This is a genomic window from Serratia sp. DD3, assembly GCF_000496755.2.
The window spans coordinates 12,590-33,650 of the sequence record NZ_AYKS02000012.1 but is presented as its reverse complement, the minus strand read 5'-3'; the positions used below and the strand labels follow the sequence as shown (position 1 = coordinate 33,650).

19 protein-coding genes and 1 pseudogene are annotated in these 21,061 nt (G+C 49.3%); 11 read left to right on the top strand and 9 right to left on the bottom strand.

All coding sequences use genetic code 11. From position 1 onward, the window contains the following. Positions 1–7 precede the first annotated feature (7 nt). The 3 genes from araG to araC all read left to right on the top strand — a co-directional run bounded on the left by araG (position 8) and on the right by araC (position 3,648). Complete coding sequence (araG, locus tag IO95_RS01065) at positions 8–1,507, top strand: L-arabinose ABC transporter ATP-binding protein AraG (RefSeq protein ID WP_023492634.1); 1,500 nt, start codon at positions 8–10, stop codon at positions 1,505–1,507. 39 nt (positions 1,508–1,546) lie between these two features. Next, the gene (gene araH, locus IO95_RS01060; RefSeq protein ID WP_023492635.1) at positions 1,547–2,548 is read left to right on the top strand and encodes an L-arabinose ABC transporter permease AraH; all 1,002 of its coding nucleotides are present in this window, start codon (positions 1,547–1,549) and stop codon (positions 2,546–2,548) included. A gap of 239 nt (positions 2,549–2,787) precedes the next feature. Next, the gene (araC, locus tag IO95_RS01055; RefSeq protein ID WP_200874144.1) at positions 2,788–3,648 is read left to right on the top strand and encodes an arabinose operon transcriptional regulator AraC; all 861 of its coding nucleotides are present in this window, start codon (positions 2,788–2,790) and stop codon (positions 3,646–3,648) included. Between the two features lie 79 nt (positions 3,649–3,727). Here the strand turns inward: araC and IO95_RS01050 are convergent, their stop codons facing one another. Further along, entirely contained in the window at positions 3,728–5,095 is a 1,368-nt protein-coding gene (locus IO95_RS01050; RefSeq protein WP_023492637.1) for a GntP family permease, read from the bottom strand. Positions 5,096–5,467: 372 nt separating this feature from the next. Between IO95_RS01050 and IO95_RS01045 the strand changes: the two genes are divergently transcribed. Then, positions 5,468–5,989, top strand: coding sequence for a gluconokinase (locus IO95_RS01045; protein ID WP_023492638.1), 522 nt, complete (start codon positions 5,468–5,470; stop codon positions 5,987–5,989). Positions 5,990–5,999: 10 nt separating this feature from the next. After that, positions 6,000–7,808: a phosphogluconate dehydratase gene (edd, locus tag IO95_RS01040; RefSeq protein ID WP_023492639.1), complete on the top strand. Its 1,809-nt coding sequence runs from the start codon at positions 6,000–6,002 to the stop codon at positions 7,806–7,808. A gap of 312 nt (positions 7,809–8,120) precedes the next feature. Here the strand turns inward: edd and IO95_RS01035 are convergent, their stop codons facing one another. Next, positions 8,121–8,756: a hypothetical protein gene (locus IO95_RS01035; protein WP_023492640.1), complete on the bottom strand. Its 636-nt coding sequence runs from the start codon at positions 8,754–8,756 to the stop codon at positions 8,121–8,123. 561 nt (positions 8,757–9,317) lie between these two features. Here IO95_RS01035 and IO95_RS01030 point away from each other — a divergent pair. Next, complete coding sequence (locus IO95_RS01030) at positions 9,318–9,968, top strand: hypothetical protein (RefSeq protein ID WP_037383391.1); 651 nt, start codon at positions 9,318–9,320, stop codon at positions 9,966–9,968. Positions 9,969–10,178: 210 nt separating this feature from the next. Here IO95_RS01030 and IO95_RS25910 read toward each other — a convergent pair. From IO95_RS25910 to pth, 4 genes and pseudogenes are all read right to left on the bottom strand, one after another. Beyond that, positions 10,179–10,292 (bottom strand): annotated as a pseudogene (locus IO95_RS25910) (IS1595 family transposase); the annotation flags it as partial. A 101-nt stretch (positions 10,293–10,393) separates the two neighbouring features. Continuing rightward, on the bottom strand, positions 10,394–10,897 hold the full coding sequence (locus IO95_RS01025; RefSeq protein ID WP_023492083.1) for a DUF2165 family protein: 504 nt from the start codon (positions 10,895–10,897) through the stop codon (positions 10,394–10,396). 107 nt (positions 10,898–11,004) lie between these two features. Continuing rightward, a complete protein-coding gene (gene ychF / locus IO95_RS01020; protein WP_023492084.1) occupies positions 11,005–12,096 on the bottom strand; it encodes a redox-regulated ATPase YchF in 1,092 nt (363 codons plus the stop codon). A gap of 127 nt (positions 12,097–12,223) precedes the next feature. After that, a complete protein-coding gene (gene pth / locus IO95_RS01015) occupies positions 12,224–12,814 on the bottom strand; it encodes an aminoacyl-tRNA hydrolase (protein WP_037383409.1) in 591 nt (196 codons plus the stop codon). 277 nt (positions 12,815–13,091) lie between these two features. Between pth and ychH the strand changes: the two genes are divergently transcribed. Next, the gene (gene ychH / locus IO95_RS01010; protein WP_023492087.1) at positions 13,092–13,376 is read left to right on the top strand and encodes a stress-induced protein YchH; all 285 of its coding nucleotides are present in this window, start codon (positions 13,092–13,094) and stop codon (positions 13,374–13,376) included. A gap of 395 nt (positions 13,377–13,771) precedes the next feature. Further along, on the top strand, positions 13,772–14,299 hold the full coding sequence (locus IO95_RS01005; RefSeq protein ID WP_023492089.1) for an NlpC/P60 family protein: 528 nt from the start codon (positions 13,772–13,774) through the stop codon (positions 14,297–14,299). A gap of 370 nt (positions 14,300–14,669) precedes the next feature. Here the strand turns inward: IO95_RS01005 and prs are convergent, their stop codons facing one another. From prs to lolB, 3 genes are all read right to left on the bottom strand, one after another. Then, positions 14,670–15,617, bottom strand: a complete 948-nt coding sequence (gene prs / locus IO95_RS01000; RefSeq protein WP_023492091.1) for a ribose-phosphate diphosphokinase — start codon at positions 15,615–15,617, stop codon at positions 14,670–14,672. A gap of 403 nt (positions 15,618–16,020) precedes the next feature. Beyond that, positions 16,021–16,878: a 4-(cytidine 5'-diphospho)-2-C-methyl-D-erythritol kinase gene (gene ispE / locus IO95_RS00995; RefSeq protein ID WP_023492092.1), complete on the bottom strand. Its 858-nt coding sequence runs from the start codon at positions 16,876–16,878 to the stop codon at positions 16,021–16,023. Further along, complete coding sequence (gene lolB / locus IO95_RS00990) at positions 16,875–17,495, bottom strand: lipoprotein insertase outer membrane protein LolB (RefSeq protein ID WP_023492093.1); 621 nt, start codon at positions 17,493–17,495, stop codon at positions 16,875–16,877. Before lolB ends, ispE begins: the two co-directional genes overlap by 4 nt. 289 nt (positions 17,496–17,784) lie before the next feature. Here lolB and hemA point away from each other — a divergent pair, with 289 nt between their 5' ends. The 3 genes from hemA to prmC are packed head-to-tail and all read left to right on the top strand — an operon-like array spanning position 17,785 to position 21,050. Continuing rightward, complete coding sequence (gene hemA, locus IO95_RS00985; protein ID WP_023492095.1) at positions 17,785–19,041, top strand: glutamyl-tRNA reductase; 1,257 nt, start codon at positions 17,785–17,787, stop codon at positions 19,039–19,041. Positions 19,042–19,080: 39 nt separating this feature from the next. Continuing rightward, the gene (gene prfA, locus IO95_RS00980) at positions 19,081–20,166 is read left to right on the top strand and encodes a peptide chain release factor 1 (RefSeq protein ID WP_023492096.1); all 1,086 of its coding nucleotides are present in this window, start codon (positions 19,081–19,083) and stop codon (positions 20,164–20,166) included. Beyond that, complete coding sequence (prmC, locus tag IO95_RS00975) at positions 20,166–21,050, top strand: peptide chain release factor N(5)-glutamine methyltransferase (protein ID WP_023492098.1); 885 nt, start codon at positions 20,166–20,168, stop codon at positions 21,048–21,050. Before prfA ends, prmC begins: the two co-directional genes overlap by 1 nt. The last annotated feature ends 11 nt before the right edge of the window (positions 21,051–21,061 follow it).

The window sequence follows — 21,061 nt, the reverse complement described above, 5'->3', positions numbered from 1 at the left end:
TGAGCACATGAATCAGTCAGTTCCTTATCTGGAGTTTTGCGGTATCAGCAAAGAGTTCCCCGGTGTTAAAGCGCTGCAGAATGTCTCGTTTTCCTGCCAACAGGGGACGATACATGCGTTGATGGGGGAAAATGGTGCCGGTAAGTCAACCCTGCTCAAAATCCTCAGTGGATTTCAGGCTCCCACCAAGGGGGTTGTCAAGCTAGCTGGGGAGGAGAGGGTGTTCCGCAATACCGTGGAGGCGCTGGAGAGTGGCATTGCCATCATCTACCAGGAGTTACACCTGGTACCCGAAATGAGTATTGCCGAGAACATCTACCTGGGCCAACTGCCCACCCGCCATGGCATGATTGCGCGAGATGAGCTGTACCAGAATGCCGCCAAACAATTGGCGCGCCTGGGGATGGATATTGCGCCGGAAACACCGCTTAAATATCTCTCCCTCGGCCAGTGGCAAATGGTAGAGATTGCCAAGGCGTTAACGCGGGATGCGCAAATTATCGCCTTTGATGAACCCACCAGCAGCCTGTCATCACGGGAAATTGAGCAACTGTTTCGCGTTATTCGCCAGTTGCGTGATGAGGGTAAGGTGATTCTGTATGTCTCCCACCGTATGGATGAGATTTTTGAGCTCTGCGACGCCATTACGGTATTTAAAGATGGTCAGTTTGTGCGCACCTTTGACGCCATAGCGGACGTTAGCCGTGACCTGTTGGTGAAAACCATGGTCGGGCGTGAGCTGACCGATATCTACGGCTACCTGCCGCGCCCCCATGGGGAGGTGGGGCTGCAGGTACGCAACCTGATGGGGCCCGGCTTGCAACAGCCGGTATCGTTTGAGGTGAAGCGTGGGGAGATCCTCGGTATTTTTGGCCTGGTGGGGGCAGGGCGTAGTGAGCTGATGAAGCTGATTTTTGGTGCTGACCCGATGGTGTCGGGTGAGATTGCGGTATTTGGCCAACCAGTGTCGATTCGCAGCCCCATAGATGCTATCCGCAGTGGGATCATGCTGTGTACCGAGGACCGTAAGGCCTTGGGGATTATCCCCATCCATTCAGTGCAGGAAAATATCAATATCAGTGCCCGCCGCCACAAAGCCTGGGGGGGCTTTTGGATCAACCAACAGTGGGAAGATAGCAACGCCCAATTGCGCATCCGCGATATGCGGGTTAAAACCCCGTCCCCTCAGCAAGCCATTATGAACCTCTCTGGCGGTAACCAGCAGAAAGCGATTCTGGGGCGTTGGCTCTCTGAAGATATGAAAGTCATTTTGCTTGATGAGCCGACCCGGGGCATTGATGTGGGCGCAAAAAACGAAATCTATAACGTGATTTACGATCTGGCTAAGGTGGGCATTGCCGTCGTGGTGGTATCCAGCGAGTTGCCGGAAGTGTTGGGGATTGCTGATCGAGTCATGATTATGCGCGAGGGGGAAATTGCGGGTGAGCTTTCCCACAGCGATGCCAATGAAGTCAAAGTGTTGAACCTGGCGATGCCAGCCCGTTAATTCGCTGTGACCAAGCTCAGAACAACTAGGAGAAATATCATGACAACAACGTCCTCTACTGGCCAGAGCGCGATGGATTCAGTCGCTACTGGTTCCAGACTACAACTGGCTCGCATCTGGGATCAATATGGGATGCTGGTGATTTTTGCCATCCTGTTTCTACTGGCATGCATACTGGTGCCCAATTTTGCTAGCCTGATCAATATGCGCGGGTTGGGCTTGGCGGTGTCCATGTCGGGTATGGTGGCCTGCGGGATGCTGTTTTGCCTGGCCTCCGGTGAGTTCGATATGTCGGTGGGGTCGGTGGTTGCCTGCTCTGGGGTTGCCTGTGCAGTAGCCATTAATGCCACCGAGAGTATTACCTTCGGTATTCTGGCTGGCATGTCGGTTGGGCTGTTTTTTGGCCTGATTAACGGCATTGTGGTGGCTAAATTCAAGATCAATGCCTTGATCACCACGCTGGCGACCATGCAGATGGCACGGGGTGTGGGCTATATTATCTCGGATGGTAAAGCGGTCGGCATTGTGGAAGAGGATTTCTTCCAGTTGGGTAATTCCGCGTTATTTGGCGTCCCGACACCGGTCTGGCTGACTATTATCTGCTTTGTGCTGTTTGGTTTGCTGCTGAACAAAACCACCTTTGGTCGCAATACGCTGGCGATGGGGGGGAATGAAGAAGCCGCGCGCCTGGCCGGGGTTAACGTGGTGCGTACCAAGATTATCATCTTCGCCATGACCGGGCTGATCGCCTCAATTGCTGGTATTATACTCGCCTCTCGTATGACTTCTGGGCAGCCGATGACCTCTATTGGTTTCGAGCTGGTGGTGATTTCCGCCTGTGTGTTGGGGGGCGTCTCAATGAAAGGGGGGATAGGCAAGATTTCGTACATCATCGCCGGGGTGCTGATTCTGGGGCTGATGGAAAATGCGATGAACTTGCTCAATATTTCCCCGTTCGCTCAATATGTGGTGCGAGGCTTGATCCTGCTGGCCGCAGTACTGTTCGATCGTTACAAGCAGTTGCGTAAAGCACGGGTGTAATGCGCTGTGTTTGCACCCTATATGCCCCAGTTCAATCAACAGCCAGGTAGAATACGCCTGCAGATTTATTGATGCTGGGTCTATCAGGCCAGTGTGTGGCTGGCCTGATACTTCCATTGTGGGCCAGTGGAGTACTTTTACATTATGCGGTTTGCCTGACCGCGTATTTCCCAAAATGAGTCTCTATAATGGGCCATAGTGATTGTTTTACCGAAACGCTTTTTACTGCCATGTCATCAATGCAAAAAGAGAAGCCAAAACAGCTTAACCCCCTATTGCCAGGATATGCGTTTGACGTGTTCCTGGTTTCCGGTATGACGCCCATTGCACAAGACAGTACTCTTGATTTTATTATTGACCGGCCCCGCGGTATGAAGGGGTTTATTGTCAATTTAACCATCAAGGGTAAAGGGCAGGTTTTTCAGGGGGATAAGGCCTTTACCGTGGAGCCAGGTGATTTGCTGCTGTTTCCCCCGGCGGCGGTACACCATTATGGCCGGGCAGCGGATGCCCCTGTCTGGTTTCACCGCTGGGTCTACTTCCGGCCAAGAGCGTATTGGGCGGATTGGCTTAAATGGCCACGGGTAGTGGATAACGTTGGGCGGTTAAACTTAGCGGATAGCCAGTTGTTTGATGAGTTTGATGGCCTGTTCCGTGCTATTGAAGAGACTAACCAGCAACTACGGCCAATGTCAGAACAATTAGCGATGAACCTGCTGGAGCGGCTATTGATCCGCTGTTATGAAGCTTCCTCTCTGGCGGAGTATCCGACGATTGACCACCGGGTCCTTCAGGCTTGCCAGATCCTGAGTGAATCCCTTGCTGCCGAGATATCGGTAGAGGTACTGGCGCAGCAGGTATTTCTCTCGCCCTCACGGCTGGCCCACCTGTTCCGTGAGCAGGTCGGGGTGGGTATTGTACGTTGGCGTGAAGATCAGCGGATTATCCGGGCTAAACTCTTGTTGCAAACCACCCCGATGTCCGTCGCGGCCATTGGGCAACAAGTTGGTTATGACGACCAACTCTACTTCTCGCGGGTATTTAAAAAACGCGTCGGCGTGAGCCCAAGTGAATATCGCAAATGTGCTACGCCGCTGTGATGGTATGAGGTATGAGGAGCAAGGTGGGGATTGACGGGGACAGATAACAATTCTCTGCCCCGTGTTTTCATTTACTGTCTTACAAAAAGATACTGAGCGTGGCAACAATAATAAATGCAATGCTGCCCAACAGCGTTTCCATCACCGTCCAGGTTTTTAAAGTGGTTTTTTCGTCAATACCCATAAGACGAGAAACCAGCCAGAAACCAGAATCGTTGAAGTGAGAAAGTACGGTTGCGCCCCCTGCGATAGAGATAACGATAAAGCATAAATCCAGGCTGGATAAACCGGTAGTCTGCGCCACGATAGGTGAGATAAGCCCAGCGGTAGTCGTCAATGCTACCGTCGCCGACCCTTGTGCAACGCGCAAACAGGTAGAGATGACAAATGCAGCGACAATCAGCGGCATACCGGTGTCTTGCAGCACACCGGCTAATGCATCACCGATACCACTCGAACGCAACACACCGCCGAACATCCCGCCTGCACCGGTAACCAGAATCACAGCACAGATTGGCGCTAATGAGTCACCGCACAGTTTTTCCAGTTTGCTCATACCAAAATCTTTGGCAAAGACCACCAAGCAAACCAGCAGCGTGATTAACAGTGCTACAGGGGTTTTACCGAACATACGGAGGAATTGAACAACGGTACTTTTGCCATCAATGACGCCAGTGACACTCAACGTATTCAGGCCAGTATCCAAAAAGATCAATAAAACAGGTAACAACAGAATAAACAAGACAGTGCCGAAAGCGGGCAGCTTGTCGTTATCAATGATTTGTTCATCATTAAACAGCAGTTTTGATAACGGAATATTGAATTTTTTGCCCGCATACAGACCGAATAAATACCCGCCTAGATACCAGGTTGGGATAGCAACCAACAGACCAATAACCAGCAGTAAGCCCATGTCGGCACCTAACAGATCGGCAGCGGCGACAGGACCAGGATGTGGTGGAACGAAGGCGTGCATAACAGCAAATGCACCGGCAGCAGGTAGGGCATATTTCAGCAATGAGCCACCAAAACGATTAGCCACGCTGAAAATAATCGGGATCATGACGATCAGACCCGCATCAAAGAAGATCGGGAAGCCGAACAGTAAGGAGGCCACCCCCAGTGCGAAAGGGGCTTTCTTTTCACCGAAACGACCAATCAGGGTGTCTGCCAGGACTTTTGCCCCTCCGGTTATTTCCAAGATTTTGCCGATCATGGCACCTAAGCCGACCAACAAAGCCACAGAAGCCAGGGTGCCACCAAAGCCAGTCATCATGGTTGGAACGACTTTGTCAGGGCTAACGCCTGTTGCCAGCGCGGTACCTAAACTGACCAAAGTAAGAGAGACGAAAGCATGAACTTTCAGTTTCATTATTAAAAAAAGTAGAGCAGCGATAGCGCAACCTGCAATGATCAGCAAGTGCGTGGGGTTGGTTATTTGCTCCATGGCTGTACCTCATTATTTTATGGTTAGCTTGCTTCGTGTTTCAGTTCACAAATCTAAAAGTTACGGGTAACATGTTACTGGTAAAGTGAGTAATATAAAGTCATATTTTCAACTGTTATTCAAAAATGAGATCTATACCAAATTTCTATCAAGATGCAGGTCGGGATACCGCTAGGCAGCGACTCCAGTTCCTGAAAACGAGCTGAACGCATGTGCCGAACAGCCTAGTGAGCTAACTGCACTGTCGTAGTTAAGGATGATCCAAGCACATCAGGATGATCCTTAAGTGTTGATGCCGTAAGTCACGGCCACCGATAGCCAGGCAACTTGAAGGATGAGGGAGATACCCAGAATACAATGCGAGGAGTTCATATGGCCGGTAGTAGTATTATTGTGATGGGCGTTTGCGCCAGCGGAAAAAGCACGGTTGGAGCCATGCTTGCACAACGGTTAGGGGCAAAGTTTATTGATGGGGATGACCTTCATCCTAAAGCGAACATTATAAAAATGGCCAGTGGACAGCCTTTGAATGATGAAGATCGCAAACCTTGGCTAGAGCGCATTCGTGATGCCGCTTTCAGTTTAGAAAGTAAAAATGAACAAGGTGTTATTGTCTGCTCGGCACTGAAAAAGAGTTACCGTGACCAGATCCGCAACGGTAACCAAAATGTCAGTTTTGTCTTTCTTGATGGTAGTTTTGATTTGATCATGGCTCGTATGATGGCGCGTAAAGGGCACTTTATGAAACAGAATATGGTAGAAAGCCAATTCAATACCTTAGAGCGACCTGATAATGAGCTGCAAGTCGCAGTGGTCGATATCGACACTGATATTGATAACGTGGTTGAGCGTGCATTAATTGCATTGAATCAGCTCGACACCGCAAATAGGTAGGAAAAAAGCGATGAACAAACAGCTCAATCCTATGGTAAGTGCCGTGACTGAAAGGATTGTGGAGCGTAGTCGTGCCTTGCGCCAGCAATTTTTGGCAGTGGCAAAGCAGCAGCAGTCGAAGGGCAAGGGGAAAGCATCGCTATCTTGTGGCAATTTGGCCCATGCGGTAGCGGCATCCTGTTCGCAGGACAAGGCCAATATTCTCGATTTGACCCGGGCGAACTTAGCCATTGTCAGTGCCTACAATGATATGCTGAGTGCACATCAGGTCTATAAAGAGTATCCAGACCAAATTAAGCAAGCGCTGGCGCCACTCGGTCATACCGCACAAATAGCGGGGGGCGTTCCTGCAATGTGTGATGGGGTGACACAAGGGCAGCCGGGAATGGATATGTCTCTGTTTTCACGTGATCTTATTGCCCAGTCTACGGCATTTTCACTCAGCCATAATATGTTTGATGGCACACTTCTGTTGGGTATTTGTGACAAAATTGCGCCGGGCCAATTGATGGGGGCGCTAGAATTCGCGCACCTGCCAACCGCCTTTATTCCTGCTGGCCCAATGGGGTCCGGGATTACTAATGACCAAAAAGTGGATGTGCGCCAAAAATATGCAGCGGGTGTCGTTGATGAGACGGCATTATTGCAAATGGAGTGTGCCTCCTATCACTCCCCTGGAACATGTACCTTCTACGGCACGGCAAACACTAATCAGTTGGTGTTTGAGGCGATGGGATTGATGCTACCGGGTTCGGCATTTGTGCCACCCACATCCGCGTTGCGCCATGCCTTGACGGAATATGCTGCAGTACGGCTGGCCTCCATGACGATAGGTTCACGACATTATCGCCCGCTGTATGAGGTGGTAACAGAAAAGAGCCTGGTCAATGGTTTGATTGCCCTTTTGGCATCTGGGGGCAGTTCTAACCACACTATTCATATGCTTGCGGTGGCCCGTGCCGCTGGGATTTTACTCACTTGGCAGGATCTTAGTGATCTTTCCGATGTGGTGCCTTTGTTGGTGAATGTCTATCCGAATGGCTCTGCAGATATCAATGCTTTTGAGCAAGCTGGTGGAGTGCCAATGCTGATGACCCGATTGCATCAAGCCCAGTTGCTACACAGTGACGTTAAGCCGGTGTTTGGCGAGTTTATTGACCAACTGAAGTCACCACAATGGGTGGACAATCAGTTGGTGTGGCAGGCCTGTGATGAAAGCAAAGATCCCACGGTTATTTCATTACCCGATAGCGTGTTTCAACCTTCTGGCGGTATTAAGGTGTTAACCGGCAATTTAGGGCAAGCGGTGATGAAAGTGTCTGCGGTTGCTGTAGCACACCGTGAGGTTGAGGCACCGGCAAAAGTTTTCCATTGTCAGCATGAGGTGGAAGCCGCTTACCAGCGCGGTGAATTGAATCAGGATTGTGTAGTTGTTGTCCGTTTTAACGGCCCAGCGGCAAATGGTATGCCTGAGTTGCATAAGCTGATGCCTATTTTGGGCAATATCCAGAAAGCGGGATACCATGTTGCGTTAGTGACGGATGGCCGCCTGTCTGGCGCATCGGGCAAAATCCCGGCGGCGATCCATGTCTCACCTGAAGCCTTGCGCGGGGGCGCGATTGGTTTGATTGAAGAGGGGGATCTGATCCGCGTTGATGCGAATACCGGACAGTTGGAGAATCTAACGGCTACCACTGGGCGAACAGGGGCACAATGTGATACTGAGCGCCTGCAGCAGAGTTGGGGACGGGGATTGTTCAAGATATGCCGGGAAAATGTCTCTTCGGCAGATCAGGGTGCCTCTTTCCTTTATTCATAGTAGTCAGTAATAAAAATGGTCAGTAACAAGAGTAGTCAGTAACAAGAATGATCAGTAACAAGAGTAGTCAGGAACAAAAGTAGACAGTGACAAGAGTGCCCAGTATCAATCGTCACCAGGTTTCGACAGCCCTATTTTGCCGATACCGAGAGGTTGCTGGGCCCTATCATCACAGCGTGTATATGAAGCGCTGTCATTCTCTTAGGTATTAAAAAAACGCGTCGGCGTTAGCCCAAGTGAGTATCGCAAATGTACTAATGCCGTTGTGAATGGTGCTGTTGTGATGGCGTGACGTCGCTTGAGTCATAGCCGTTATAATACCAGCCAACGAGCTAACTGCAGTTTAGTGGAGAGTTCAAGCCAAAAAGTCGGTAGATTTCCTATCCTCCGCCGTTGCGCTACCTCTGAGGCCGCATGCCTACAAGTGATATCACTCATAGTTGCATATTTTGACGTGATGATATAGCTCCCAGAGGCGGTAAATTTGATATCTTTATAGTCATAATAATACGCCGGAAGGGATTTATAATAAGCCAGTATATCTGCTACAGCGGAGGGTGAATCGGGCTTGTCTATTTGTACCGAATCACTTTCAATGTTAGCTTTAATACGCCTATTTTCCGCCTCATTTTGGCTGTTTGAAGTATATTTAACGTTCATAAATACTTTTCCAGCAATACCAGTATGAACTTCTTCAGTTTGATAGCGAACCTTACGACCGTCATTGCTCAGAGCGATGCTATTGATAACGACATTTGCTTTAGTCGAATGGCCCTTAGGTAATGTATGAGAGTAGGAGTAACTGCAAATTGTACGTGCGCCAATGGGGCTAGATACATAAAACGTTGCTATTTCATCAGGCGTTGCAGCCTGCGCCGAGTGAAGTATCAGCGGTAGGCAAAATGCAGTGATAAGTAAGCTGCTATAGATTTTAATTTTATGCAACATTTAGTTACTCTCTAGGCAAATCATTTGAGTAGATAACTGATGAATAGCTGTTTTATTTCTCTGGGGCTTGCAGCCAGTGCCGAGTGAGTCATCAAGGGTAGGCACATTGATGCGGCGAGAAAAAAACGATATAGCCTTTTGATATTATATATTTTTTATCTAAGCCAGATTGCGATTTGTTCATCTTGACGGTTTCCCTATGTCGAGTGAAATTTTTCATCAGCATAAAATGGCATCTTACTGGTAGTTGGTAGCTGTTACCAGTGAGTCGCCAATAAATAGGAATTTCCCTAAAACTCGGTAATCGGTACAGATTAAGCAGGTTTATGACCTGAATTTGGTTATGCTGGTTTTGCTGCGAAGATAGGGGGGATAGTGCTTGCATGGTTAAAAAAAGTGGTTTTTTTAACGAGGGTGATGGAGACGTTGATCTGAGACATACTTCGCAGGCTATCTACATTGTGTGCAAAACGTACTCGGCTTGTTATACAACGCGAAAATTTATAATATCTTGGGCGTTGAGATGGTTGCGGGTGGTACTTTTATCACTATGGAATATTTATGATTAACGGTTCGGTAATTTTTTTCTACACATTTGCCAGCTTGATGCTAATATATTGTGTTTTCCAGTTTCGCCGCAGTAATAATAAATGGCTGGATGCTCTAAAGGTAATATCATTTATCATCGCTATACTTGCATCAACCTTTTATTTTGAACCACTATCGGGGTTCTGGATAATATCATTGTTGGTTGGTTCATATCTTATCCGTTTAGTGGTTTTTGTTATCTATTGTGTCGTAAAAGATTGGTGCATAAGAATAAATTTAAGCCGGATGATAAAAGGTGTACGCAGTAGTGGATTTGCCTATATGGATGAAAAATTCCTGAAGAAAGCCAAAAAATCCTGGCTTGATAACTGCTGGTTTATTGCTTATTCACCTGAAAACAATATGTTCGAGATAGGTGTTAAATTGTTTGATGCGAAAATGGAGATAAATGAAAAATTCTTCATTCGCACATTGTCTGGCCGTGTTGTATTTATGATCCCAGAACGCTTCTTGGAATCACTTAACCTTGCAGAAAATATAATATGCCCGCTGGCCGATTTCTATGACTTTAGCGCGGAAGCAAAAGAATTGGTTTTTAATTATGCTGAAGCCATAAAAAACAACTCTGCAGAACCCTGGAATATATTATCTACTGGATCGTGATGATGGTTGAGTTTTTTGGGGGAGAAGGGTGAAGAGGGGCTAGTGATATAATTCGGGTTGCGTTGCTAATAAGCTAAAATAAAGCATAGTGAAATAAAAAATCCACGCAATCGCGTGGATTTTAAGTCTGTTACCTTATCCGCCAGACACCGTAAGATGCTTTAAGATCGGTAATATCAATTAGACGTTAAACAGGAAAATAATAAAATCCTCTTTATCGACCAATGGCTCCAAGGCGGCTGACACATGCACGACGTCTAGTTTGTCGAGCTTGAAGTCCGCAACATGACCATCACGGTCGCGTACCACCATCACCGGAATCTGACTTTGCCGCGACACGGCAGGCGACGTGATCACTGCGGCGATGCTCTACCTCGCGCTAAAGCAGCGCGGCTTCGGCTAGGGCATCACCGTGTTCTTACCCATTACTCTTTGTGCACCAGCGCCAGGATGAGCGTCAAAAAGCACGGAATCGCGTAGATAAGACCGCCAACTTGGGTCGCCAGCGTGGTCTTGGACTGCCAGGCGAGGAAGTAGTCGCCGGCGATCACCGCAAACCCCACCCCCCACACCAGCACGGCCAGCACGCAGGACGCGAGCAGGTACGCCTTGCCCCGCTCGAACGCGCTATACGGCGCGTTGATCGCGCTTACCATCTTCACCATCGCCAGCAGGCCAAGGATGCCGGCCAAAGCTTCCGTCGCGGTAATCAGCACCAGACCAATCTGCGCTGCCAAAAGCGAGTCGATCGCGCGCCAAGTTTGTGCCGGGTTACCGTAGGTATCGGTCATGGCGAGCATCGGAGCGACGGCGTACTGCACCGTGCCGGAAAAGCCGGAAGTGTTGTTCAGTAGTGCGAGCAGCCCCCACAGGGTCGGGAACATAGCCATGGCGATAATTGACCAGCGAGCGACTTTCTTGAACTCCATGTGACACCTCCGTTGAGAATAGAAATGATGTTAATAACGACCACACTCTACCAAGTTGAATATGGGTCTGGTTGATGCATATCAATCTACCGTGATCTAACTTGAGGCTAGACGTTAAACAGGAAATTCATCACATCGCCATCTTTAACGATATAGTCTTTCCCTTCTGAACGCATTTTGCCGGCTTCTTTGGCACCTTGTTCACCTTTGTAGGTAATAAAGTCCTCAAAAGAGATGGTTTGTGCGCGGATAAAGCCTTTTTCGAAGTCGGTGTGGATTTTACCGGCGGCTTGTGGCGCGGTGGCTCCAACAGGGATGGTCCAGGCGCGGACTTCTTTAACACCGGCAGTGAAATAGGTCTGCAGGTTGAGCAGTTCATAACCAGCGCGGATCACACGGTTTAAACCAGGCTCTTCCAGCCCCAGTTCTGCCATAAACTCTGCACGTTCGTCATCTTCCAGTTCGGCAATATCTGACTCGACAGCGGCACAAACTGCAACCACCACTGAACCTTCCGCAGCAGCAATCTCACGTACTTGGTCTAGATAGGGGTTATTCTCGAAACCGTCTTCGTTAACGTTGGCGATATACATGGTCGGTTTCAGCGTCAGGAAACTTAAATAGCGGATGGCTGCTTTATCTTCCTCTGTCAGATCCAGCGCGCGCAACATACCGGCATTTTCCAACTGCGGCAGGCATTTTTCTAAGGCCGCCAGTTCCGCTTTGGCGTCTTTGTCGCCCCCTTTGGCTTTCTTCTGCACGCGATGCATGGCGCGCTCACAGGTATCCAGGTCAGACAGTGCCAATTCGGTATTGATCACGTCAATATCGTTGGCTGGATCGACTTTATTATTAACATGAATAATATTGTCGTTCTCAAAGCAGCGCACCACATGGCCAATGGCTTCGGTTTCACGGATGTTGGTCAGGAACTGGTTACCCAGGCCTTCACCTTTAGAAGCACCTTTTACCAGCCCAGCAATATCAACAAACTCCATGGTGGTGGGGAGAATGCGCTGAGGCTTGACGATTTCAGCCAACTGGTCCAGGCGTGCATCAGGCATCGGGACTACGCCGGTATTAGGTTCAATGGTGCAGAACGGGAAGTTGGCTGCTTCAATTCCCGCTTTGGTCAACGCATTGAACAGGGTGGATTTGCCAACATTAGGCAGACCGACGATACCGCATTTAAATCCCATGTTTATATCACCTTAAATATTATTACTATCAATAGGTTAATGTAAGCCTGCCTGATGAAGGCAAAATTATCGCGCCATTATACACTGAATACCGGGCTATCTCGATCTACCTATGGTGAGCGTTTCGCTAACTACCTGCCTTAAAGGCGTGTAAGCGGTTCATGGCTTTGGTGATGCCATCCGTCAGCAGGATATCGGTACAGCGTAATGACTCATCAATCGCGTCATTAATTAATGTTTGTTCGGTTGCTGGGGGTTTACCTAGCACAAAACCCACGACTTTATTTTTATCACCCGGATGACCGATACCAATGCGTAAACGGTAAAAGTTGGCGCTATTGCCGAGTTTGCTTTGAATATCTTTTAGGCCATTGTGACCACCGTGGCTACCACCCAACTTAAGTTTGGCGACACCCGGCGGTAAGTCAAGTTCATCGTGAGCCACTAGAATTTCTTCCGGCAGAATACGGTAAAAACTGGCAATCGCCGCCACAGATTTACCACTGAGGTTCATAAAGGTGGTGGGAACCAGTAAACGCACGTCGTTACCTGCCAGGTTCAGGCGTGCGGTGTAACCGAAGAATTTACTCTCTTCCTTGAGTGGTTGGTTATGGCGATCAGCCAGTAAGTCAACATACCAGGCACCGGCGTTATGCCTTGTCTGGGCATACTCTGCGCCCGGGTTTGCCAAGCCAACAATCAATTTGATACTGCTCACAGGGAAATTCGCCATGCTAAAAATAATTGGAAGGGCACTAGTTTACCCTCCGGCGCGTGGAATGACAAAACTCTGGCGCAAAGGTGTTGGTTAGGCGAACGTGTAAGTAAAACAACTCAATTGATTAGCATTTTTTATGGTGGTGTAAATCATGGTCAACTATTGTCTCTATTTGTGACCGTTAAGGCACACTTTTTGTAGGTTAATGGCTAAACTTAATGTTATTAGCAGAGTGAGTGATATCCCCAGTTGGCACAAGGCAATGTAGAGGTGACGAATGAAACGTAAAAGCGCAGAGATTATCGGCAACGTTTTAATGGGATTGGGTATGGTGGTGATGATAGGTGGGGTCGGATACTCCATTTTAGCTGAAGTATCACAATTCGGTCTGCCACAATTTTTAACGCATGGGGCCCTTGCCAGTATTTTTATTGGCGCGGTGTTGTGGCTTGCTGGTGCGCGTATTGGTGGTCGTGAAAAGGTTGCTGACCGCTATTGGTGGGTTAAACACTTCGATAAACGTTGCCGTAATAACCCTAATCATCACGGTCCGTCTCACTGAGATAAGGAAGGTTTACGCGGTTATAACCAGCCAATCCATACTATTACTCGAATTATTGAGTGTATAAACATAAAAAATAAATACAAATCAATACACTAATAAAATTGTGGGTACCTAGACGCCATAATAGGTCAATAAAGAATCAATCCTAGGTGTGTTTCTGAGCAGAAACCGTGTATAGTGCCGCCTCTTTCAAAGCTCTGGAAGGTGTTTTAAACAAGGATGTACTCTTAATAACTTTAGTTTGAGGACAAAAACGCTACGCGTTTTTGAACAGCATTGATGCTGGTGCCCCTAAGGGCCGAGGCCCCGGATGGGCCGAGTAACAAAGCCAATATGCATGTAACTTGAAGTATGACGAGTATGGTTATTCAATTTTCATTATCGATTTCATCATGCTAAAAATTTTCACTCCATTAATTTTTGTTTTAACCTCGTTGTCTGCAACTTCTGTCACTGCAAGTACCAGCACTAAGCAGGATTTTTTTAATTTACCGCTTCTCGGCGAAAATGCTCCTGGTAAATCAGAGCACCGCGACGACATGCAAAGACTTAAAAAAATCCTGAACCATTATGATGAATGGGAAGGTGTTCGTTATAAACTTGGCGGCAACTCGCGCAAAGGGATTGATTGCTCTGCTTATATGCAGCGCATTTTTGAAGACGAATTTTCCTATAGTTTGCCAAGAACCGCCCACGAGCAGATCAAATTGGGTTCGCGCATCGCCAAGAACGAGCTTAACACTGGCGATCTGGTATTTTTCAAAATTTCGTCGCAGAAACACCACGTTGGCGTTTACATTGGAAATGGCAAGTTTGTCCATGCCTCTAGCAAAGTGGGGATCACGGTTTCAGAACTGAACAATCAATACTGGAAGACAAAGTATGATCAGGCACGGCGTATAAATCACGCTGAAGCTTAAGCTGGTGAAGCCGCCAGCACGTGCTGGCGGCCAATAAAACCTAATAACGCCTTTTTGCGGTTACGGCGCCTATCAGGGGGCAGTTTGAAGATTGGAAATCTTTTTACTAATAGCTCAACTCAGGATGCCGCTGAACTCCACCGATTAAATCGAACCTTCCTTAAGCCTGAAAGTTTGAGCCATTTAAAGTAGTGGTTATGACTTTACTTTCAGTGGCGGCGAAGGGACACGCAACGCGAGTTCGCCGTTCAGTTACATAAAAAAACCCGTTGGCGCATTCGCAACAACGGGTTTTCTGTTTTCACTCATACACGCTGAGTGACTTAGCCTAAAACCCGTGGTGCACTTGAATGACCACGGGTATTGACTATTAATGCTCAAACATGGCAGAGATTGACTCTTCATTGCTGATACGGCGGATAGCTTCAGCCAACATGCCAGACAGTGTCAGAGTACGCACGTTTTTCAGTGCCTTGATTTCTGGTGACAACGGAATGGTGTCACAGATAATCACTTCATCAATCACCGAGTTCTTGATGTTATGCACGGCATTACCGGAGAAGATAGGGTGCGTGGCATAGGCAAATACCCGCTTGGCACCGCGCTCTTTCAACGCTTCTGCCGCTTTACACAAAGTACCGCCGGTATCGATCATGTCATCAACCAGCACACAGTCACGGCCTGCGACATCACCGATAATATGCATCACCTGAGAAACGTTGGCGCGAGGACGACGTTTGTCAATGATAGCCATGTCGGTGTCGTTGAGCAGCTTGGCAATGGCACGGGCACGTACTACACCACCAATATCTGGGGAAACCACAATCGGGTTGACCAGATTCTGTTGCAACATGTCTTCCAGTAGGATCGGGCTACCAAACACGTTATCTACCGGTACATCGAAAAAGCCTTGGATCTGTTCAGCATGCAGATCAACTGTCAATACCCGATCAACCCCAACGCTAGAGAGGAAGTCGGCAACAACTTTGGCAGTGATGGGCACACGGGCGGAACGCACACGGCGGTCCTGACGGGCATAACCGAAGTAAGGGATAACGGCAGTAATGCGGCCTGCGGAGGCGCGACGCAGGGCATCCACCATCACAACCAGCTCCATCAGGTTGTCATTGGTAGGTGCACAGGTGGACTGGATGATGAAAATATCACCGCCGCGTACGTTTTCATTGATTTGCACGCTCACTTCGCCGTCGCTAAAACGACCTACAGCGGCGTCACCAAGGCTGGTGTACAAACGGTTGGCAATACGTTGTGCTAGTTCCGGTGTGGCGTTACCAGCAAAAAGCTTCATATCAGGCACGAGAAGAACCTCAGGCTTGCGTCCAGAAGAAGATATTGTTATCAGATTTCACCCAGGGGCAGGTGGCATCACAACAATATATATACGGGCATAGATTCGTCATACTTCAAACTGCTTGGGTGTTGGCTGCGTCTGTTCGCACCAGTCACATAGTGAGCTATGCTCCTGGCGACTCTCTGACTTGCCCGCTGCAAGCAATCCGAATTATTTAGAGTCTAAAACCCAATAAAACCGCAGGTAGCGCAGGGATGACAGCAACAGATAGCACGGGTTACTTTCCCAGTTACCGTGGCGGCAGAGACTGAGCGAGTAACTTACCTGAGTAAGTCTTTCGGCACAGTGACCACTGGCAGTAACAGTAATATCTGTCTCTGTACAACGAAACGTTGAGCTACGGCGCAAACTACTGCCCAGCACGGATGCGATGGAGTGGCGAGACGTTAACGCCTCGCGCTACAAACCCACGCAACCAAGATGGGGCTTGATTTAACACCTGAAGAGCGGCGGTTTCTGTGTCGAATTCAGCAAACACACAAGCACCTGTGCCAGTCAGGCGTGACGGCGCGTATTGTAACAGCCATGAAAGAAGCTGTTCAACCTCGCGAAAACGTTTTCTTGCGATTAATTCGCAGTCATTGCTGTAAGGTGCCTGCAATAGGGCACTTAACGGCCGAACCGGGGTGTCTCTTTTTAGTTCTGCATCGGCAAAAATCACTGGCGTAGGAATATGAATGCCCGGATGAGCCACTAAATACCATTTTTCTGCCGGACTTGCCGGTTGTAACTGTTCGCCAATGCCTTCAGCAAAAGCCGCATGACCATGGACGAAAACCGGGACATCAGCACCCAGTGTCAACCCAAGGGTGGCCAGTTGCTCATCGCTCAGGTCACATTGCCAAAGTTGGTTAAGTGCCACCAGTACTGTGGCTGCATTGGACGAGCCGCCCCCCAGGCCGCCCCCCATCGGTAAACGTTTCTCAATGCTGATATCTGCCCCCAGGGGGGTATTGGCAATAGCGTGGTTAACACAATATTGCTGTAACAAACTGGCGGCACGGATAATCAGATTCTGATCATCAGGCACCCCGGCGATAGGGGTCAACAATTGAATGCGATCATCCTGGCGTGGGGTGATGGTTAGCGTATCGCCATAATCCAGAAACTGAAACAGGGTCTGTAATAGGTGGTAACCATCCGCACGGCGGCCAGTGATATAAAGAAACAGGTTAAGTTTTGCCGGTGAGGGCCACTGGTGGATCATTTAAGTGTCCAGTTATCCATTTTCAATTTAATGCGCTGATCACCCTGTTGTAACTCAAGACGGCTAGGCAACGGGATTTTCAAATCAGTGTTGTACTCTTGATAGGTCACGGTCCAGGTCAGTTCACCTTGCTGATAGGTCAATTTTTTCAGGCGATATTGTGAGTCGAGTTGGAAATCGGTGGCTTCACCGGGTAAACCGAGCATCCATTGGCGCAGATTATCCAGAGGGATCTCCATCCCGCTCAGTTTGCGGATCATCTCTTGCGGGTTATCACTGACATAGCGTCGGCCCTGATTATCCATCACTTGTACCATGCCGCTTTGTACATTTAACTCCAGCTCGGTGCTGCCAAGCGGGTTGGTGAGCAACAGGCGGTAACGCTCCGGCGAGTATTGTTGCCAGAAGAACCGGGCATACACTTTTTTCTGTTCAGAAAGAAAAGCGAAAGCGCCGCGAGTCTGGTACTGATTGAGTTGCTGTACGGCTTGCTCATGAGCACGCCACTGGGGGGAGTTTGCACTGGTTGATGGGCCACCACCGGGGAGGGTACAGGCCGTCAAAAGCAGGCTGGCTAACGGTAGCAGGCGAAGCAGATTAACTTTACGGGTAAACATCACTTTGGGTGTCCTTCGGCCTTAGCGGGCATGGATGGGGAAATATCTCTACCCAGTTTATTCAAGTTGCAGGGCTAAATACAATGCGTCTTTTGGCTACCGTGGAATATACCCAATTACCACCTATTTACCACCTATGTGCTCGCTGCACGATTGAACATGGTGATAGCGAGGTAATACCACTAGCAACGATTGGCCTGAACATGCGCTTGTTACTTTTATTGATGCGGTGCATCAAGTAGAATGCCAACCAACGAAAGTCTGCACTAGAGACCGATGACTCGACGCAATGACCCTGCTTGCTTTAGGTATTAATCACAAAACTGCTCCAGTTTCTCTACGAGAACGGCTGACCTTCTCCCCAGAGTCGATCGATGCAGCGCTCAATAGCTTGCTCCAGCAACCCATGGTGCAGGGCGGCGTGGTCTTGTCCACCTGTAACCGCACAGAACTCTACCTCAGTGTAGAACAGCAAGATCATCTACGTGAACAGTTGATTGACTGGTTATGTGATTATCACCATCTGCGTCCGGAAGAAATCAGCAAAAACCTCTATTGGCACTATGGCAATGATGCGGTTAGTCATTTGATGCGCGTAGCCAGTGGGCTGGATTCTCAGGTGCTGGGTGAGCCACAGATCCTGGGGCAAGTTAAAAAAGCTTTTGCCGAATCACAGCGTGGTCAATCGCTTTCCAGCGAATTGGAACGCCTATTCCAGAAATCTTTCGCGGTTGCCAAACGCGTGCGTACCGAAACGGAAATCGGTGCCAGTGCGGTTTCCATTGCTTTTGCTGCCTGTTCGTTAGCGCGCCAGATCTTCGAATCGCTGGAGCAGTTAAATGTGCTGTTGGTGGGGGCGGGTGAAACCATAGAACTGGTGGCTCGCCACTTGCGTGAACATAAAGTACAGCAGATGTTTATTGCTAACCGAACCCGTGAACGTGCTCAGCTACTGGCCGATGAAGTGGGGGCGACCGTTATTTCCCTCGCCGATATTGACGCGCGTTTGGCGGAGGCTGACATTATTATCACTTCTACCGCTAGCCCGTTGCCGATTATCGGTAAAGGCATGGTAGAACGCGCATTAAAAGCACGCCGTAACCAGCCGATGTTGCTGGTAGATATTGCGGTTCCCCGTGATATCGAGCCGGAAGTGGGTAAACTGGCGAACGCCTATCTTTACAGTGTGGATGATTTACAGGCGATTATCCAAAGTAACCTGGCGCAACGCCAAGAGGCAGCGGTGCAGGCGGAATCCATTGTGCTGCAGGAAAGTAGTCACTTTATGACCTGGCTACGGGCACAAGGGGCAATAGAAACCATCAGAGATTACCGTTCGCAGGCTGATCAGGTCCGGGCGGAAATGGAATCCAAAGCCCTGGCTGCGATTGCTCAGGGCGCTGATGTGCAGCAAGTCATTCAAGAGTTGGCCTATAAATTGACTAATCGCCTTATTCATGCGCCGACAAAATCCCTCCAGCAGGCCGCCGGTGATGGCGATATGGAGCGGTTACAACTTTTACGCGACAGCCTCGGGCTGGATTAGCATGAGTTATCTTCTATATAACAGGGTTTAAAATCACGCATGAAACCTTCTATTGTTGCCAAACTGGAAGCGTTACAAGAGCGCCATGAAGAAGTTCAGGCGTTACTCGGCGATGCCGGGGTTATTGCCGATCAGGATCGGTTTCGCGGGTTATCGCGTGAATATGCACAGTTGACGGATGTCAGCAGCTGCTTTTTGCAATGGCGCCAGGTGCAGGAAGATTTGGCGACGGCAGAAATGATGCTGGATGATCCGGAAATGCGTGAAATGGCGCAGGATGAGTTGAAACAGGCGAAGGCCGCGTCAGAAGAGCTGGAGCAGCAGTTACAGGTCTTGTTGTTGCCCAAAGATCCTGATGATGAGCGCAGTTGCTTCCTGGAAGTTCGCGCCGGTACCGGTGGGGATGAAGCGGCTATTTTTGCCGGTGATTTGTTCCGCATGTATAGCCGTTATGCTGAAGCGCGCCGTTGGCGTGTTGAAGTGATGAGCGCCAACGATGGGGAGCACGGTGGTTACAAAGAGGTGATCGCCAAAGTCTCTGGTGAGGGTGTATACGGTCAATTAAAGTTTGAGTCGGGTGGGCATCGTGTACAGCGGGTGCCGGAAACCGAGTCCCAGGGGCGCATTCACACCTCGGCTTGTACGGTGGCGGTGATGCCGGAAGTTCCTGAGGCGGAATTGCCGGATATTAACCCGGCTGATTTGAAGATTGATACCTTTCGCTCCTCCGGTGCCGGTGGGCAACACGTAAACACCACCGATTCGGCTATCCGCATTACCCACTTGCCAACCGGCATCGTGGTGGAGTGCCAGGATGAACGTTCACAGCACAAAAACAAAGCCAAGGCGATGTCGGTACTGGGGGCGCGTATTCGTGCAGCAGAGATGGCCAAACGTCAACAAGCTGAAGCGTCTACCCGCCGCAACCTGCTGGGCAGCGGTGATCGTTCAGACCGCAACCGGACTTATAACTTCCCGCAGGGGCGCGTGACTGATCACCGCATTAACTTGACACTTTATCGCCTGGATGAAGTGATGGAAGGCAAATTGGATATGCTGATCCAGCCGATTGTGCAGGAATATCAGGCTGACCAACTGGCGGCGCTCTCTGCTGAGTCAGACTAATGGATTATCAATCCTGGCTGAAAACCGCGGTATCCCGTTTGAAACACGATACCCGCTTGTCACACGATACCCGCTTGACACACAATAACAGCGCCAAGCGGGATGCCGAGATCCTATTGGGGTTCGTTACCGGCCATGCCAGAACGTTCCTGTTGGCCTTTGGTGAGACGCTGCTGACTGAGCCGCAAATAGCGCAATTAGAGGGTTTACTGCTTCGCCGCGAGCGTGGTGAACCGGTGGCCTATCTAATTGGTGAACGCGAATTCTGGTCGTTGCCATTGTCGGTATCCCCGGCGACCCTGATCCCGCGTCCAGATACCGAATGTTTGGTTGAACAGGCATTGGCGCGCTTACCCACCGCGCCCTGTCGCATTTTGGATCTAGGCGCCGGCAGCGGGGCCATTGCGTTGGCTCTCGCCAGTGAACGGCCCGATTGCCAGGTAACCGGTGTTGATCTGCAGCCGGAGGCCGTGACACTGTCACAACATAATGCACGAAAATTGGCCATCAGCAATGCGCATTTCTTGCAAGGCAGCTGGTTTACGCCGGTTATTGGCCAGCAATTTTCTCTGATTGTCAGTAACCCACCTTATATTGATAAAAATGATCCTCATCTGCTGCAAGGTGATGTGCGTTTTGAGCCTGATAGTGCGTTAGTGGCGGCAGAGAGTGGTTTGGCGGACTTGGCGGCTATCGTACAGCAAGCTCCCGGCTTTTTACAGCCAGAAGGGTGGTTATTGCTAGAACATGGTTGGCAGCAAGGGGAGGCAGTACGCGCTTTATTGCAGCATGCTGGGTTTATTGCGGTTGATACTTACCGTGATTATGGCGGCAATGAGCGGGTGACGCTGGGCCAGAAACCTCCTCAGCAATCAGGGATGTGATGATGGCCATC